A 15,372-nucleotide genomic window follows, 5' to 3' on the forward strand; every position below is an offset into this window, starting at 1 on the left:
TCAGCTCTGACCGTCCCTCCCCGCCCCTCCCTCCGCCGGGTGCCGGCCGCGGGCGTGGCGGTGGCCGCCAATGCGGGAGACGGCGGTCAGCAGGCTCCGGGCCCGCGACGGAGGATCCGAGGAAGGCCGATCCCGGCGCCGCCTCCGCCTGCCTCGGCCCAGGTCGGAGGCTTGGGGTCAGGCCAGGAGGAGAGGCATGTCCCAGGGGGTGGTGGTGTGGTGGTGGGCGTAGGCGTCAAGCGCCAGGGCTGTGCCGGTGGCGCCTTCGAGGAAGGCGGGGACGTCGGTGCCCTGGGGGGCGGCTGTCAGGGGGGAACGGAAGCCGAAGCGGTGGGCGAGGTCGAAGTGGCCGAGGGTGCGGGCCGCCATGTCGTCGACGAGGTCGGTGAGGCGGGGGTCGTCGATGGACTCGTTCAGGACGGCGAACAGGTGCATCAGGCCGGCCCACCCGTGGCACACCGTCGGGTTGTCCACGCGCCAGGTGTCCGGGTCGGTGGTCAGGAACGGGAGCAGCGAACGGTGGGCCAAATCCAGCCACTCGGGCCGGTCGAGGGCGAGGCCCGCGAGCTGGACCGCGCGGGAGATGCCGGGGGCTCCGTAGCACCATGAGGGGCGGCTGAGGGGCGGTCTGCTCGACGGTCCTGCTGCCCAGAGGCCGAGGGTGAGGTGGGTGGGCCAGAGCGGGCCGTCCCCGGAGTCGTAGGCCCACTCCTCCAGGAGGGCGACCAGGCGCTCGACGGCCTCCCGCTGGCCGTCGACGGTCACTCCCTGCTGCCAGGCCAGGGAGAGCAGGGCGAGGGGGCCCGCCACGCCGTGCGACAGGCCGAGGTTCAGATGTCCGTCCGGCATCTCGGCCTCCTGCCCCAGCTTGGGCGCCGCCCAGGTCCACCAGCGGGGCACGCGATGCCCCCGGTGGGTGATGTCGCCGTGTGCCATGCGGGACAGGTAGGTGAGGACGAGCCGCAGTTCCTGCTCGCACTGCTCCCGGCGGGCCAGCAGGTAACGGCCGATGCCGCTCATGCCGCGGACCACTTCGAACTCGCCGTTGGTGGGCGTGGGGGTGTCACGTACGTCGGGCAGGGAGTGTCGGACCAGGCGGCGCTGGTGGTCGTCGAGGCTTTCGAGGGCCGACCGGTAGCCGCCGGTGGCGCGGTGGGCCAGCAGGACGGCGAAGGCGACGGCGCCGGGCCCTGTGTAGATGCCCTGGGGCGGGTGGGCCGAGGCGGCCGTGGCCCGCATGGCGCGCAGGAGGTACGCGTGCCCGCGTGCCAGGTCCTCGGGGCCGGGGGCGACCCGGCCGGTGAAGGCCAGGGACACTCCCGGATAGCCGCTGGCCAGGGCCAGGTCCTGCCAGATGGGCTCGCGCAGGATGATGTGCCCGGCGTCGCCCGGGATGCCGGTGTCGGCGGGGACGGCGTCCGGGTCGGCGAGCCGGTCGAAGACCTGCGCGGCGACCTCCCGGGCGCGTTGCGTGTGGCGCGGGATTGCCGGGGGCGGGGCGGTCATGGGCTCGGCGTTGCTCATCGGGACTCCTCCTCGGCCCGGTCATCGGCCTGGGCGTGGGCAAGACGGCCCTGGTGGGCGCGGGCCACACCGCGCAGTACGGCGTAGCCGGCGTCCTCGCCGACCCGGTCGATACCGAGCAGGCGGTTGTGCTGCATGTGCAGCAGCGACAGCACGGCTTCGGCGTGCTGATCGCTCCCCGGTGCCCGGCCCTCGTCGGACAGCAGCAGCGCACCGTAGGCCCGGGTCTCCGGCGTGGTGGTCCACGCGGCGGTGAGGGCCTCGCCCAGTGCGGGGGCCGCGCTGTGGGCCGTACGGCCGGGCACGATCAGGGCGGTGGCCTGGTCCTCAAACTTCCGGAAGGCCGCGTGGGCCGGCCCCTTGGGCAGGATCTCGCCGATCCAGGCCGTCCAGTTCCAGTCGCCCAGCGACTCCAGCAGCAGCGCGTGGTTGACGGCCGCGAGGACGGGAGCGGGCACGGTCAGGGCGCCCCGCGTCCGCATCCGCAGCTGGGTCAGCGCGGACTGGCTGTCCAGGCAGAACATCCGCTCCGCGTGGGGGAGGGCGTCGGGTCCGCCGTAGCGGTCGGTCTCCGGACGGTAGGTGTCGAGCACCATGCCGCGGATCAGCCCTGCCTCCTCCCAGGCGCGGCTCAGCTCGGCGAGCCGGGGCAGGACCAGGGCGCGCAGGTCCTCGGCGTCACCGTGCAGGCGGAGCCGGACGTGGGGTTCGGGGTCGCGGTAGCGGAGGTAGTGCCAGTGGCGCAGGTGGGTTCCGGTCTCGCGGACGAGGGTGGGGATGCCTGCCTGCAGCAGTTCGTGCTGGGTGTCCTCGTCCGCGTAGAACTTGGCGTAGAGCCAGTCCTCCCCGGGGAGGTGCCGGGTGCTGTGGTCCGTGGGCCGCGGGGCGGGCGTGCGGGAGCCCGGCCGCGGGCGGTTCCCGTCCTCGTACCGTTCTGCCGGGGTGGGCCGGGTCAGGGGGACGACGACTTCGGCGCTGTGCCCTGCGGACCAGCCGAGGCGGCGTCCGCCGTCGGTGAGGTCCTCCATGATGGCCAGGGAACCGCCGCCGCGGATCTCCTGCCGGAACACCTCCCGGTGCCAGGGGTCCGTGAGGTCCACCCGATACATACGGTCCCACCTGGCGAGGTTCACCTCGTCGGGCACGCGGTAGCGTTCCCGCCAGGCCTTGACGGTCTCGTCCCAGGCGGAGGGGTCGTCCATCGCCTCCCGCAGGTGCCGGTCGGGTATCCAGCGGCGGGGGGAGAGCGTGACCCGTCCGTATGTGACGCGGGGCAGGTAGGGAAGTCCCTCCAGCCCGCACCAGTTCCAGCCCGTCCAGGTCCGGGCCCTGCCGTAGGCGAGTTCCACCAGGAGCCTGGCGACCGGCGGGGCCTCCCGGTCCAGGGCCAGCATGTGCGGCACGACGGGCAGGACGTCACGTCCGTCCTCCGGCAGCACCAACCGCAGGCCGAAGGGGCCCGGGATGACGAGGAGTTCACGCCAGTCCAGCGTTCCCGGCTCCGACCGGTCGGCGTACACGCCGACAGGGATCCGGTGCGGCAGCAGGCGCGGCACCTGAGCCATGTTGAGTCCGCGCACGGTGTGCGGCCGGTACACCACCTGGGCCGGTACCGTCCGCTCGTCGCCGAGCCCGGCGAGGAGTGACGTCAGTTCGCCCTCCATGCCGAGCAGTCCGGCGAAGCGTCCGGCGGTCGCCCCGGCGGTCCAGGAGCCGAGGTACGGCGGGGACAGCAACCGGAAGTCTCCCCGGTCGACGGCCTGTTCGCTCTCGGCCAGCAGGCTGAAGCAGAGTTCCAGCGACCTCGGCGGGGGGACGGGGGTCTCGTCCGTGCGGCCGGCGGTGGCCAGCAGGTCGATGACGCGCGGGCTGAGGCGCACCTCGTCCTCGCCGCTCAGCAGGGCCTCCTGCACCAGGTCGTGGGTGAGGGCGCGGCGTTCCTTGGGCAGCGGGTCCGCCTCCTGACCCGGCATGGGCCCGGCGCCGGTGTAATCGGCGCTCGGGCCGTACCCGGGCGGGAGGCCGATGCCTCGGTGCGGGTCGACGAGGCGGCCCATGGGCACGATGCCGGTGGTGCCGTACGCCTCCAGGAACCGGTTCTGGTACCTGCGCATATGGGCGTGCGTCTGCCAGGTGCCGGAGATCTCCCACATGGCGGAGGCGTAACGGGCTGCTTCGTCGGTCACCGTGCGCGGGAGGTGGACGTCGGCCTGCATGCGCAGGTCGACGTGGACCGGCGGCCTGGTGGCGGTGCCCTGGGGGTCGGTCAGCCGCATCAGGTCGCGCCACGCCGCGTGTCCCTGTCCGGGCCTCGTCGTGGCGTAGGCGTCGAGCGCCGCGCGGATGCGTTCGAGTTCGGTCCGCGCCTCGGGCACCGGGGTGAGTGCCGAGGCCAGGCGGTCGTACAGCGCTTCGTCAAGGTCCTGGGGGGTGATGGAGGTTACCAGGAGCCCCGCTCGAACGAGTTGGGACAGTACGGTGTCGACCTGTGCGGAGGCGAAGCGGGGGAAGCTGGCGCAGGCCTGCTCCAGGAGTTCGGCGTAGCGGACGGGGTGTTCCGTGCGGGCGCACACCCAGGCGACCAGGGGCGTGGCTCGGACGGAGGTCTCCTTGCCCTTGCCGGTGAGGACGAGCCGGTCGCCCCGCTTGCGGCAGAGGTCGTTGAGCACGACGTCGACTCCGTGCCGGACCTCGGGCCGTTCGAGCCAGGCGGCGACACGGTCGGTCAGCCAGGCGGCGTCGAGGCGCACCGTCTTGCTGCCGGGGCCCGTGATGTTCACCTTGGTGGCGGCCGCGACCCGCGCGGGTGCGACGCCGGCGAAGAGTCCGAAGGGTGTCGGCCTGGTCCCGGCCCGCAGTGCGTACCGGGAGAGGGCGAGTGCCGTGCGGCGCAGCCGTTTCGTACTGAGGTCGACGCCCGCGTCGAGTTTGTCGAGGGATGCGGCGAGACTGCCACTGGCGACGTTCAGCGCCTCGCGGAACAGCGGGTCGGCGGCCGCTTCGCGCACCCGCTCGGCCGACGCGCCGAGAGGGCTACCGTCTGCACCGCCGCCCGGACCGGTGCGCGGCAGGGCTGTGACGCGTACGAACAGAGAGTCCTGGGCCGTGAAGTGATCGTCCCGCACGTCTTGCGGCTCCCCCTTCGATCCGGGCTTCCTCACGCCGCGCGGGGCGGGCGAGCGCTCCGCCCCACGCGGTCGTCACCGAAAGGTCACCAGCAGCAGAGGTTGCAGGGCGATCCGTAGGTGCTCGGCGAGGTGGCGCCGCCACGAGCGAACGCCGGGCCCTCACTCTCGGTCTCGGAGATCTGGATCTCCAGATCCAGGTCGGTCAGGTCGGTGGTGTCTTCCAGCAGAAGGTTGGTGCTCATCAGACTCCTCCCGTCAGTGATACGCCGGTGTCCACTGGACACCGGCGAAACGTTTTGGCCCTGTTGGGACCAGACGGGAGCATATGCAGGCGAGGAGTCGAACATCATCGGTGCAAAGACAAGTTGACCGAAAGACATGTCCCCGGGAAAAGGCCCGACAGGCGTTTCTGCGGTGCGGTTCCCTCAAGGGGCTGTGGGCCTCCAGGTGCGGCAACCGGCTTCACCGGCCCCTGGATCATGGGCGTGATCCAGTCATGATCGAAGCGCCGGGGTCCCGGGGACGCCCTGTCGCGACCAAGTTCCAGGCGTCCTGCCATCGGGCACCGTCTCGGTGATCCGGGTGGGTGCGAACGGGAAGGTGCCCCGGGCAGGCCGAGCCGCTCTTCTCCCGGCCCCGGCGGCCCAGGCAGGGACGCTGAAGGGCCCGGCCCGGGGTATGGACAAGGGCCACGTGCGCATTCCGCGGCCCTGTCGGTGAGTACCCGTACTCATGTCCGGGCGCGACGCGTGGTCCACCGTGGAGATCACCAACGGACCGACCCGAGGAAACAACCGATGCCGACTACGCTCCTCCCCCGCCGCGTCCCGCGCCTGCGCCGCCTCCTTGCGCTTGCTTCGGGCAACTGGCTCGCCCGGGGCTATCTGGCGGTGTTCGCGGTCTCCCTCACGGTCATGTTCCTCTCCCCGGGAAGCGCGTTCGCCGGGAGCCCTCTGCTGCTGACGGCGCCCCTGTCCTTCCTGTGCATGTTCCTCCCTCTCGACCCCGGCGCCGAGATCGAGGGGGCGGCCGATGTGACGGCGGTCGCGGTCCTGGCCGTGTGGTTCCTCCTGTGCGCCCTCGTGAACGCTGCCGCGCTCGGCGCCCTCGTCACCAGGGCCGCAACTGCCACATCGACCAGCCCGCGTGCACCTTTCCCGCACGTCGCGGACCCGGCCGAGCAGAAGAAGACAGACATGACGGGCCCTGCGGGCACCCGCTCACAGCGGGTTCGGGCCCTGCTGGCGCCCGCGGTCGACAACTGGCTCGCACGTGGATACCTCGCCGTGGTCGCGGTAGCGCTGGGGTACTTCCTGTACGCCGAATTCATGCTGCCCGACCCCGGGTTCGCCGGGATCTGGCCACTCATGACCACAGCTCCGTTCAGCATCCTCGCGATGGCGGTGTCATCGCCCGTTGCCTACCACACCTCGATCGCCTGGTCGAGCCCGTTGATCTTCTCCATCGGGATAGCACTGTCCGCTCTCGTCAACGCCGTACTCCTCGGCCTGCTCACACGCAGGCTCCGGGCGCGGGAACCACACCGGGCCGGCTGAGGTGACCCGTCGAAGCAGCCGGCCAGGCCCAACACGCGCCGGCAGATTCATCCCCAGGGCCATACCCCTTTCTCGCCTCGGGATCGAAGACGTCAGGGCGCAGGGGCTCCTTCGTTTCGAAGCTTCGGGGAAGGTTCGCTTGGGGATCCGGAGCGTTCCCGCGGGTGGGTGCGGCGGCCGTGTCCCTTGATGCGTTACGCGGCGTGAGCGGGGACGGTGAGGTCTCGGAGACGCCGCGTGGACGCTCAACGGCCGTATAGGGCCGTGCTGTGCTGTTCAGCGGCCGCGCGGCGGGGACGGGTTGGCACCGTGGACGGGGGCGTGGTCCGCCGGCTCCCGAGGTGGTGGGACCAGCCTCTTCTCCAGGGCTGCCGGCTACGGCCCGGTCGACCTCATCGCGGCCGTCGACGCATGGCTGCGTCAGCCTGCCGAGCAGAGGCCGTCATCGGGACAGAACACCACCGCCGTGTAGTTGTAGCCGGTGTGAACAGTCACGGGATTCGGCGAGGGCGCGAAGTTGACGTAGGACCCGGAGTCGGGTGTGGCGGCAAAGGTGACCGTCGTGCCGACCTCGAAGCTCGCGGTACAGGTGCCCGTGGGTTGCGGCTGCGGCTGACTGGACGTGTAGGGGTCCCACGCCGACTGGTGGCAGTTGATCCCGGCGGGCTGGCTGGTGATGGTGCCACCGCCCCAGCCATCGCTGACATACGCGGACAGTTGAGCGGTGGACTGAGCCTGAGCCGGAGCGACCGAAGCGATCGCCGCGGCCGTGGCCAGCGCGGTGGCAACTCCCGTCGCGCGCCAGACGGACCGGTTCCTTGTCATAGGAGGCTCCTTCGATCGAACCACGTCGCCCCCCTCGCACCAGGTTATTCGCCCCCTCGTCCACATGCGACGCGAACGCATTCCTCGTCTCCGCCCAGATACCACCAGGCTCCGTCGAACTCAAGGGCACTGCGTCATGGCATGGCACACCGCACCGCACTGACACTCCAGTTGAGAGCCGGCTCCCGGTCGTTCCAGGCCAAGGCATGCGAGCGAGCCGGGTGCCTGGTCGCTGCCCCCCGGGGTTCCTCAGTCGCTGCCCACGGGGTTCCTCAGGACCTCGATCACGCTGGCACAGCTGTCGGAGCCGTGGCCTGACGCCTTGGCGGGCTTCCTGCCGGACACGGCTTGCACCCTGCGGACCTTGACGGTTCAGCTGGCTGTACCTGGCCGCAGGGTGCTGCCCCGATCGTGTGAGGGCTCCGTGCCGCCTCCTAGCAGGTGGAAGCCGTGTCGATCCGGATGCCGGTCACGGTGTACGCGGACGAGAAGGGGATCTGATTGCCCGGCGGGAGGCAGACGTACCGGGTCGCGCCGGTGCTGTTGACGGTGTAGCGGAGGTAGGCCCGATCGTCGTTGCGCGTGTTCAGCACCCAGTTGGAGCCCCGGCTATAGGTGCCGAGAGTCTGGTAGGAGCTGGTGACGTCCTGGTAGCCGGCCGAGGGCGCTGAGTTGGTCCAGTCGCTGTCGGTGAGGTAGAAGCAGACGCGGGGGTACTCGCAGTTCTTGTACGCCGCAGCGGTTGCCGAAGCGGTCGGAGCCATGGTCAGCGCGGCGGAGGCGAACGCGAGCGCGCCAGCGATGATGACACGTTTCATGGTTTCTCCACGGTGATTGGTGCGGGCGGGACGGTCTGCTCCGCCAGCCTGGGCCGATCGGGCTTGCCACCGCGACGTTTTGTGCCACGATTCGAGCAGGTTCGAAGGGACGGCCGCGGGACCGGCGCGACCGGACGTCGGGAGGCGCAGGCTCTGGGCCGGAGCCGTCTGCCCGGTGCGCACGGCTTGGTCGAGGAACTTCATGACCATGGAGCCGTGCGCGAAGCCGCCGTCGGCGGCACCCCCGATTCCCCGTCCGAACCCGCGGCGCGGGGTGCGGCCGGGTCGGCCTCCTGTTAACGGCGAGCCGGCCTCTGCGCGGCTCTGGCGGTCGAGCGGGGCGACGGCCCGCACGATCACCTGGACGCCGCGCCGGTAGAGCTGACGAACGCCCGTGCAAAAAAATGAAGGAGCGGGGGCAACCCTGCCCCCGCCTCGCGGGTCACACAAGCATCACTACGTCTTACTGTTCCATGTCGGTCCGGAAAGGGCCCCACTCTCTGTGATGACTCGTACCCGCGTGGGAGCGCTGGCCCTGACGGCCGCTCTCGCCACGGCCGGCGGTCTGCTCACCGCCACCCCGGCCTCCGCCGCCTGCGCCTCCCCCGTCTGGACGGCGCAGTACTTCGGCAACGCCACCTTCAGTGGCACGCCCAAGCTGACCGCCTGCGACGCGGCCATAGCCGAGAACTACGGCTACGGCGACCCGGCCGGCGTCACGCTGCCCAACGACAACTTCTCCGTCCGCTGGTCCCTCACCCGGGACTTCGGATCCGGCGGCCCCTTCCGGCTCTCTGCGGCCACCCAGGACGGCATGCGCGTCTACGTCGACGGCGTGCGGAAGATCGACCTGTGGAAGAACGTCTCCGCCACTGCCCGCAAGACCGTCGACCTGACCGTCCCGTCCGGCAAGCACACGATCCGCGTGGACTACGTCGCCTGGACCGGCTACGCCTCCGCCGCCTTCACGTACGCCCCGCGCACCGAGGCGACCGTCGACACCGTCAAGCCGCTCGCGCCGACCGGCCTCACCGCCGCGTACGACAAGGCCACCGCCAGGACCACCCTGCGCTGGGCCGCCAACAAGGAGATGGACCTCGCCGGGTACCGCGTGTACCGCCGACTGAGCTCCACGAGCTGGGCGAAGGTCAGCGGCAGCTCCCTGCTCACCTCTCCGTCCTTCGTCGATGCGCCGCCCGCGACGGGCCAGACCTTCCTCTACGAGGTCCGGGCCGTCGACAAGGCCGGCCGCGAGTCCACCGGCAGCCTCGACGTGACCGCCACCACCGTCGACCGCACCGGCCCGGCCGCCCCGACCGGCCTCACGGTCGTCAGCGACGCCTGGTGGGCCACCCTGGACTGGCAGGCCGTCGGCGACGCCGCGAAGTACCAGGTGTACGCGGCCTCCGCGGCCACCGGCCCGTTCGAGCTGCTGGGCACGACGACCAGCAGCTCATACCGGACCGGCGCCCCCGTGAACGCGAACCAGTACTACCGCGTCCGCGGCGTCGACGCGCTCGGCAACCCGGGGGCGTTTGCCGCAGTCACCGGCGACGGCGTCGACCGTACGCCGCCGGGGTCCCCGACCGGCCTCAACTCCGTGGCCCGCCCCGGCTACACCGCGGTGTACTGGACGGCGCCCGGCGGCCGCTGGTTCGAGGACTTCGACAACGGCGGGCACTACCGCGTGTACCGCTCGCCCGGCAAGACCTTCGACCCGGCCGCCCGCACCGAGGTGACCTGCGCCGACGAGGGGAGCAACGAGGCGAGCAACGGGGGCGCGTGCGTCGACCTGGACATGCCCGTGAACACGTACGTGACGTACGCCGTCACGGCGGTGGACCCGGACGGCAACGAATCGGCGTACTCCGCCCCGCTCGTCGTCCGCACCGGCGACAGCGTGGCGCCCGGCCCGGTCACCGGCGTGAAGGTCACTGCGCGCAGCGACGGCATGCTGGTGAGCTGGGCCGCCTCGCCCGAGGACGACATCGACGCGTACGCGGTCTGGACGGGCGTCCGGCAGGCCGACGGCACGGTCAAGTGGCTCGGCACCTCCAGATGCTCGGAGGGCACGAGCAACCCGCTCGCGATCCTCTGCGGGGACCTGCCGGACGGCGAGACGCACGTGTACGCGGTGACGGCCAAGGACCACTGGGGCAACACGCTGCACCCGAGCGAGGCGAACGTCACCGTGGTCGAGGCCACCGAGCTCGACGTGCGGCCGTCCGTGACCGTCACCCGGGACTGGAACCTCGGCAGCGTGGGCCACAACGCGACGGCCACCCGTCCGTCCGTCGACTGGCAGTGCACCGACACGGCCCGCTGCGCCACGGTCACCGGCTACCGCGTGAGCCGGTGGAACCCGGTGACCAAGGCGTACGAGCCCCAGCACGGCGGACTGCTCCCGGCGGACACCCGAACGTGGGGGGACGCCACGGCGACGAAGGGGAACACGTACTTCTACACGCTGGAGGCCGTGACGGCCGACAGCACCGTGGTGGGTAGGTACCCCTGGTACACCGTCTTCCAGGACCGGGTCTAGGACCGGTCCAGGACCGGTCCGACTCAGTGCCCAGACGGCCGCTTCCTCCGGGGAGACGGCCGTCTGGGCCGACGGTGATGCCCTTGGCTTGGCCAGCTCGTTCAGCCTGGCCGGAAGCCTTCCCCGACCGGCCGGCCACGCCACCGGGCCGAACCGCGGTCACCGCGGCGGCACCCCGTCTTCAGGGCGGCCGACGCCCGGCAGATGGCCGCGCGCGACAGGCGACGGGTGGAGCGGGGCTGAACCGCCGCCCAGCACCGCCACTCGGCGCCCGCTCACCCGTGTCGCCGCCACCGTCCGGCAGGAACTGGGACGACACCGGGGACCTGATGCGCGACCGCCCGTCGGCACTCAGCCGGCGAGCTCCCCGAGGAGTGCCCAGGTACGGCGCCGGTCGGACTCTCCGGCGATCTCCGTTCCCGAGAACACCACCTCCGTCGCCCCGGCGTCCCGGTAACGCCGCACCTCGGCGGCGACCGTCCGCTCATCGCCGATCACCGCCACATCGACGGCCCGCCGGCCGCCGGACAGTCCGATGACCCGTGCGTAGGATGGGAACTGCTCGTAGAACGCGAGCTGTTCGGCGGCCTTCTCCCGTACGGAATCGACGTCGTCGGTGACGACGCCGTGCACCAGGGCCACGATCCGGGGCGCCGGCCGGCCGGCAGCCTCCGCCGCCGCGGTGACCGCCGGGACGATGTGCTCGCCCAGTGCGCGCGGTCCGGCCAGATAGGGCAGGATCCCGTCCGCCAGTTCACCGCTGGCACGCAGCGCCTGGGGCCCCATCGCAGCGACGAGCAACGGCACCCCGCTCTCGGCGCCCGGCACCCGCGCGGGCACCGGTGTCGTGGCAGTGAGCAGTTCGCCGCGGAAGTCGGCGGCGCCGGTCTCGGTCAACTGCCGCAGCGCGGTGAGGAATTCACGCAGGCGTGCGATGGGCCGTTCGTAGGGGATGCCGAAGCCCGCCTCGGTCAGGAGCTTGGTACCGAGCGCCAGGCCGAGATGGTAGCGGCCGTGCGTGGCCGCCTGGGCGGTCTGGGCCTGGCTGGAGACCAGCAGCGGGTGGCGGCCGAAGACGGGGATCGCCGACGTACCCACGTGCAGCCCGGGCACTTCCCGCCCGACGATCGCCGCGAGCTGGGGCGAGTCCGCGCCGAAGGTCTGGCCGAACCAGGCCGACCGCAGCCCGGCGGCCGCGGCCTCGTGTGCGAGCCGCACGGTGGCGTCGATCTGGTTGTCGGCGTCGGTCGCGTTGAGCGCTACTCCGGTAGTCATGCCAGGGGAACCAGGGGCGGCCGGCCACGCATTCCGGTTCTTGTATGACGGCTGTGTGTCACCTGCACGCCGTGGCTCAGGAGTTGGCGCCCCATGCCCCGGTTCTCTCCTGGCCCGGCACGCCTCGCCCGCGATGCGCACGGGCGGGCCGGCTCAGCCGCCGCTCTTGCGCCTGAACTACCGCCGGCTCGCTGCGGGTCCGTGCGCCGCGCGCACCTCGATGCGTCGGGGTTGGCGGCGTCCGCCTGCGCACCACGCTTGCGCGCCAGGCCTCCTGGGTTCAGGGGTCAGCAGGCACGCTTGTCATGCCTGGGCGCGCCGGAACGCCTCTCAGCCGTTGCGACGCACGAGGGCGGCCCTGCGGGCCTCGGCGAGCTTGCGGGCCTCGGCGGTCTTTCGGGTCTTGCCGCCGGCGCCGCGGGAGGTGTCCTTGCTGGTGCCGAGGCCGCGGAAGGGAATGTTGGTGTTCTTGAGCCGGGGGGCGGCGGGCCCCCCGTCGAGCGGGGTGCCGGAGGGAGTCCTGGCGCCGGTGATCCGGCTCAGCTCCGCCTCGCCCGAGCGCACCTTGGTGACCGTCGGCTCGATGCCGGCTTCGGTCATCATGCGGCTCGTCTCGCGGCGCCCGCCCGACAGCACGAGCGTGACCACGCGGCCCGACTCACCGGCACGGGCAGTGCGGCCGGCCCGGTGCACATAGTCCTTGGGGTCGGTGGGCGGGTCGACGTTGACCACGAGATCGAGGTCGTCGACGTGCAGGCCACGCGCCGCGACGTTCGTCGCCACCAGAGCGGTGATCCGGCCGTTCCTGAACTCTGCCAGGGTCCGGGTGCGCTGCGGCTGGGACTTGCCGCTGTGCAGCGCCCCGGCGTGCACCCCGCTGGCCCGCAGATGCCGGGTGAGCTGGTCGACGGCGTGCTTGGTGTCGAGGAACAGCAGGACGCGGCCGTCGCGGGCGGCGATCTCCGTGGTGACGGCGTAGCGGTCGGGGCCGTGGACGACCAGGACGTGATGCTCCATCGTCGCGACCGTGTCCTCGGACGGGTCGACCGAGTGGACGACGGGGTCGTGGAGGTAGCGGCTGACCAGCTGATCGACGTCACGGTCCAAAGTGGCCGAGAACAGCATCCGCTGACCGTCGGGATGCACCTGGTCGAGGACGTCGACGACCTGCGGCAGGAATCCCAGGTCGCACATCTGGTCGGCCTCGTCCAGCACGGTGATCCTCACCCGCCCCAGGCGGCAGGCGTTGCGCTCGACCAGGTCGTTCAGGCGTCCGGGGGTGGCGACGACTACTTCGGCTCCCTCGCGAAGCGCGGCGATCTGCCTGCCGATCGACATGCCTCCGACGACCGCGGCCATCCGCAGCCGCAGTGCCTCGGCGTACGGCGCCAGCGCCTGGGTGACCTGTTGGGACAGCTCCCGGGTGGGCACGAGGATCAGGGCGAGCGGCTGTTTCGGTTCGGCGCGCCGCCCGGCCGTACGCGTCAGCAGCGGCAGGCCGAAGGCGAGCGTCTTGCCCGATCCGGTGCGCCCGCGTCCCAGGACGTCGCGCCCCTGGAGGGCGTCGGGCAGCGTGGCGGCCTGGATCGGAAAGGGTTCGCGCAGCCCGAGTCCGCTCAGGGTGCGCAGTACCTCCACCGGCAGTTCCAGGTCGGAGAAGGAGCCGGCCGGGGGCAGCGCCGGGGTCGTGGCTCCGGACCGGGCCAAACCGCCGTGAGCGATGCCGGAGTCGTCGGGGTGCTTCATGAACAGCCTTCCGCAGGGGAACGTACCGAGGAAGGCCCGGCGGGAGGGAACAGCCCAAGCATGAGCGGAACCGAACGTGCAGAATCGCCCACCGCGACGACCACGCAAACGCATGACACTAACACGAGGCACGGCATCACCTCGTGAGACCGACGCCCGAGCTCTTTTGCGGAGATCGCACGCGACATCCCTGGTTCTCGCCGCATCGATAAGGTGAGGGGCCGCAACCGTCCCTCAGCCGAAGAGCCGGCCCATCCCCTGGGATCGCGCCGCGAGGGGGAAGCGGAGACTACAGCAGTGACGGGGACGGTGTTCCGCACCGAGGACGTTCCCGCCGGTGAGCCGTTCGACCACTGCCCCGTCCCGTGTGACCGGTCCGCCGCGTTTCAGTCGACGGTGACGGTGTAGGTGATGCGCTCGGGGTCCTGGGAGTGTGGGGCCCCACTCGTGGCCGGGGCGGCGGAGGGGCCGGTCACCTCGGGGGGCTCTTGGGAGGTTTCGCCCAGGCAGGTGGTGAACGTGCAGTGCAGCAGCGTGAACCGGGTGGTCCCCTTGCCCTTGGCCTCGAAGGTGAAGGTGAGTCGGCCGCCGGCACCGGGCTCCGGGTCGTCGCCGGATTCCGACGCGTAGTCCCGGCCGCGGCTGACGAGCACCGAACTGTCGGGCTGGGGGTCGACCAGGTACCAGTACTCGCGGGTGGAGGCGTTCTGGTCGACGGTGAGTGTGAAGCGCTCACCCGGTTCGGCGGTGATGCTGGTGTCCGTCACCGGGTGGCTCCTCGGGCGGCCTGCGGTGCTCGTGGAGTCGCCGGCCGGTTCGTCGGCGCCCGGGCCGCAGCCCGTGGCGAGAGCGAGGAACACGGCCGCCGCGATCGCGGCACCGCCCTTGCTACCGCGGGAGACAGACGCTGTACGCGTTGGTGAGTTCACTTGTGGAAGCCTTGCCCATCCGGCCGTTGATGAAGTCGTCCTCGCTGCCCCAGGTGGTCGAACCTCATGGGGTGTACCCCTGGGACGGTCCGAGCGACCCGTGTCGGATCGCACGATCGCACGACAGACTTCAGTACCGCACGATTCATCTCAGTACACGCCTCAGTACCGCGGCGAAGACGGCCGGGTACCCCCGTCGACCGCCCGGAGGTCGACGCCTCCCACGGTGCCCGTGATGCGGTGCGCCCACGGCCAGGAGTGCGGAGCAGCGCGCCTGCCGAGGTGACGGCAGCGGAAGGCGGTGTCCGCACTGTGGCAGGCGGCCCGCTCACGCGGGATCGGCGCCGCCCGCACGGCCACGCCGGTCCACGACGCGGTGGGCCAGGAGCTGGCCGGAGACGCGTCGTGGACGACACCCGCCACCCTGAGCCGCAGACCCGGGGCGAGGAGAACGCCAGCCCGTCGGCCTGGCAGAGGCGGAGCCGGCGCTGTGGTGGCCGCGCGCGGTCACGATGCCGGGGGGGCTTACCTCGCCGGTGGTGGTTCGGCGACCTCTGCCTGCGCGGGCCGCAGGAGCTGCTCGCCGACCCGGTAGCCGGGGCGCAGGATCGCGGTGCAGGTGGGCTGTTCCACCTGGTCGGAGCGGGTGCAGGAGACGGCCTCGTGCACGGCGGGGTCGAAGAGGTCACCCACCGCGCCGACGGACTCGAGCCCCAGGGCCACGAGTTCCCTCCGCAGTACCTCGGTGACGCGCTGGAAACCGCCGGTGACCTCCCCTTGCTCGCGGGCCTGATCGACGGCGTCGAGGACGGGCAGGATACGGGCGAGCACATTGGCCACGGCGATCTCGCCGACCGCGCGGCGGTCGCGACGCACCCGTTCCCGGTAGTGCTCGTACTCCGATTTCAGGCGCTGCAGGTCCGCGATGCAGTCACCTAGGCAGTTTCGTTTGGATCAGCCGGTCGTTGGTCCGTGTGTGCCGTTGACTGATGCGCAGTGGGCGCGGATCGAGCCGTTGCTCCCGGACCG

Annotated in this window: 11 protein-coding genes; 2 read left to right on the top strand and 9 right to left on the bottom strand. The window is 71.6% G+C overall.

Annotated features, from left to right (window positions below; translation table 11 throughout):
• Positions 1-177: 177 nt before the first annotated feature.
• From ACH499_RS33380 to ACH499_RS33390, 3 genes are all read right to left on the bottom strand, one after another.
• The gene (locus ACH499_RS33380) at positions 178-1,524 is read right to left on the bottom strand and encodes a lanthionine synthetase C family protein (RefSeq protein WP_399020677.1); all 1,347 of its coding nucleotides are present in this window, start codon (positions 1,522-1,524) and stop codon (positions 178-180) included.
• Positions 1,521-4,649, bottom strand: a complete 3,129-nt coding sequence (locus ACH499_RS33385) for a lantibiotic dehydratase (protein ID WP_399020679.1) — start codon at positions 4,647-4,649, stop codon at positions 1,521-1,523. Before ACH499_RS33385 ends, ACH499_RS33380 begins: the two co-directional genes overlap by 4 nt.
• 86 nt (positions 4,650-4,735) lie before the next feature.
• Positions 4,736-4,894, bottom strand: coding sequence for a hypothetical protein (locus tag ACH499_RS33390; protein WP_356198204.1), 159 nt, complete (start codon positions 4,892-4,894; stop codon positions 4,736-4,738).
• Positions 4,895-5,449: 555 nt separating this feature from the next.
• On the opposite strand from ACH499_RS33390, the gene ACH499_RS33395 reads away from it, so the two are divergent.
• On the top strand, positions 5,450-6,208 hold the full coding sequence (locus ACH499_RS33395) for an SCO4225 family membrane protein (RefSeq protein ID WP_399020681.1): 759 nt from the start codon (positions 5,450-5,452) through the stop codon (positions 6,206-6,208).
• A gap of 420 nt (positions 6,209-6,628) precedes the next feature.
• On the opposite strand, the gene ACH499_RS33400 is transcribed toward ACH499_RS33395, so the two are convergent.
• Positions 6,629-7,033, bottom strand: coding sequence for a hypothetical protein (locus ACH499_RS33400; protein WP_399020683.1), 405 nt, complete (start codon positions 7,031-7,033; stop codon positions 6,629-6,631).
• Between the two features lie 434 nt (positions 7,034-7,467).
• The gene (locus tag ACH499_RS33405; protein ID WP_399020685.1) at positions 7,468-7,851 is read right to left on the bottom strand and encodes a hypothetical protein; all 384 of its coding nucleotides are present in this window, start codon (positions 7,849-7,851) and stop codon (positions 7,468-7,470) included.
• A 505-nt stretch (positions 7,852-8,356) separates the two neighbouring features.
• On the opposite strand from ACH499_RS33405, the gene ACH499_RS33410 reads away from it, so the two are divergent.
• The gene (locus tag ACH499_RS33410; protein ID WP_399020687.1) at positions 8,357-10,393 is read left to right on the top strand and encodes a fibronectin type III domain-containing protein; all 2,037 of its coding nucleotides are present in this window, start codon (positions 8,357-8,359) and stop codon (positions 10,391-10,393) included.
• A gap of 351 nt (positions 10,394-10,744) precedes the next feature.
• Here the strand turns inward: ACH499_RS33410 and ACH499_RS33415 are convergent, their stop codons facing one another.
• The 4 genes from ACH499_RS33415 to grpE all read right to left on the bottom strand — a co-directional run bounded on the left by ACH499_RS33415 (position 10,745) and on the right by grpE (position 15,270).
• Positions 10,745-11,668: an LLM class F420-dependent oxidoreductase gene (locus ACH499_RS33415; RefSeq protein WP_356198211.1), complete on the bottom strand. Its 924-nt coding sequence runs from the start codon at positions 11,666-11,668 to the stop codon at positions 10,745-10,747.
• Positions 11,669-11,998: 330 nt separating this feature from the next.
• A complete protein-coding gene (locus ACH499_RS33420) occupies positions 11,999-13,414 on the bottom strand; it encodes a DEAD/DEAH box helicase (RefSeq protein WP_399020689.1) in 1,416 nt (471 codons plus the stop codon).
• A 386-nt stretch (positions 13,415-13,800) separates the two neighbouring features.
• Positions 13,801-14,181, bottom strand: coding sequence for a protease inhibitor I42 family protein (locus ACH499_RS33425; RefSeq protein WP_399020691.1), 381 nt, complete (start codon positions 14,179-14,181; stop codon positions 13,801-13,803).
• A 687-nt stretch (positions 14,182-14,868) separates the two neighbouring features.
• Entirely contained in the window at positions 14,869-15,270 is a 402-nt protein-coding gene (gene grpE / locus ACH499_RS33430; protein ID WP_399020707.1) for a nucleotide exchange factor GrpE, read from the bottom strand.
• Positions 15,271-15,372 lie beyond the last annotated feature (102 nt).

Origin of the sequence: Streptomyces sp. NPDC018947, assembly GCF_044390505.1 — a bacterium.
Taxonomy (GTDB): Bacteria; Actinomycetota; Actinomycetes; order Streptomycetales; family Streptomycetaceae; genus Streptomyces.

Coding starts and splice junctions, on each gene's coding strand:
- ACH499_RS33380 (WP_399020677.1), bottom strand. CDS start 1,524: ATGAGCAACGCCGAGCCCATGACCGCCCCGCCCCCGGCAATCCCGCGC.
- ACH499_RS33390 (WP_356198204.1), bottom strand. CDS start 4,894: ATGAGCACCAACCTTCTGCTGGAAGACACCACCGACCTGACCGACCTG.
- ACH499_RS33395 (WP_399020681.1), top strand. CDS start 5,450: ATGCCGACTACGCTCCTCCCCCGCCGCGTCCCGCGCCTGCGCCGCCTC.
- ACH499_RS33400 (WP_399020683.1), bottom strand. CDS start 7,033: ATGACAAGGAACCGGTCCGTCTGGCGCGCGACGGGAGTTGCCACCGCG.
- ACH499_RS33405 (WP_399020685.1), bottom strand. CDS start 7,851: ATGAAACGTGTCATCATCGCTGGCGCGCTCGCGTTCGCCTCCGCCGCG.
- ACH499_RS33410 (WP_399020687.1), top strand. CDS start 8,357: ATGACTCGTACCCGCGTGGGAGCGCTGGCCCTGACGGCCGCTCTCGCC.
- ACH499_RS33415 (WP_356198211.1), bottom strand. CDS start 11,668: ATGACTACCGGAGTAGCGCTCAACGCGACCGACGCCGACAACCAGATC.
- ACH499_RS33420 (WP_399020689.1), bottom strand. CDS start 13,414: ATGAAGCACCCCGACGACTCCGGCATCGCTCACGGCGGTTTGGCCCGG.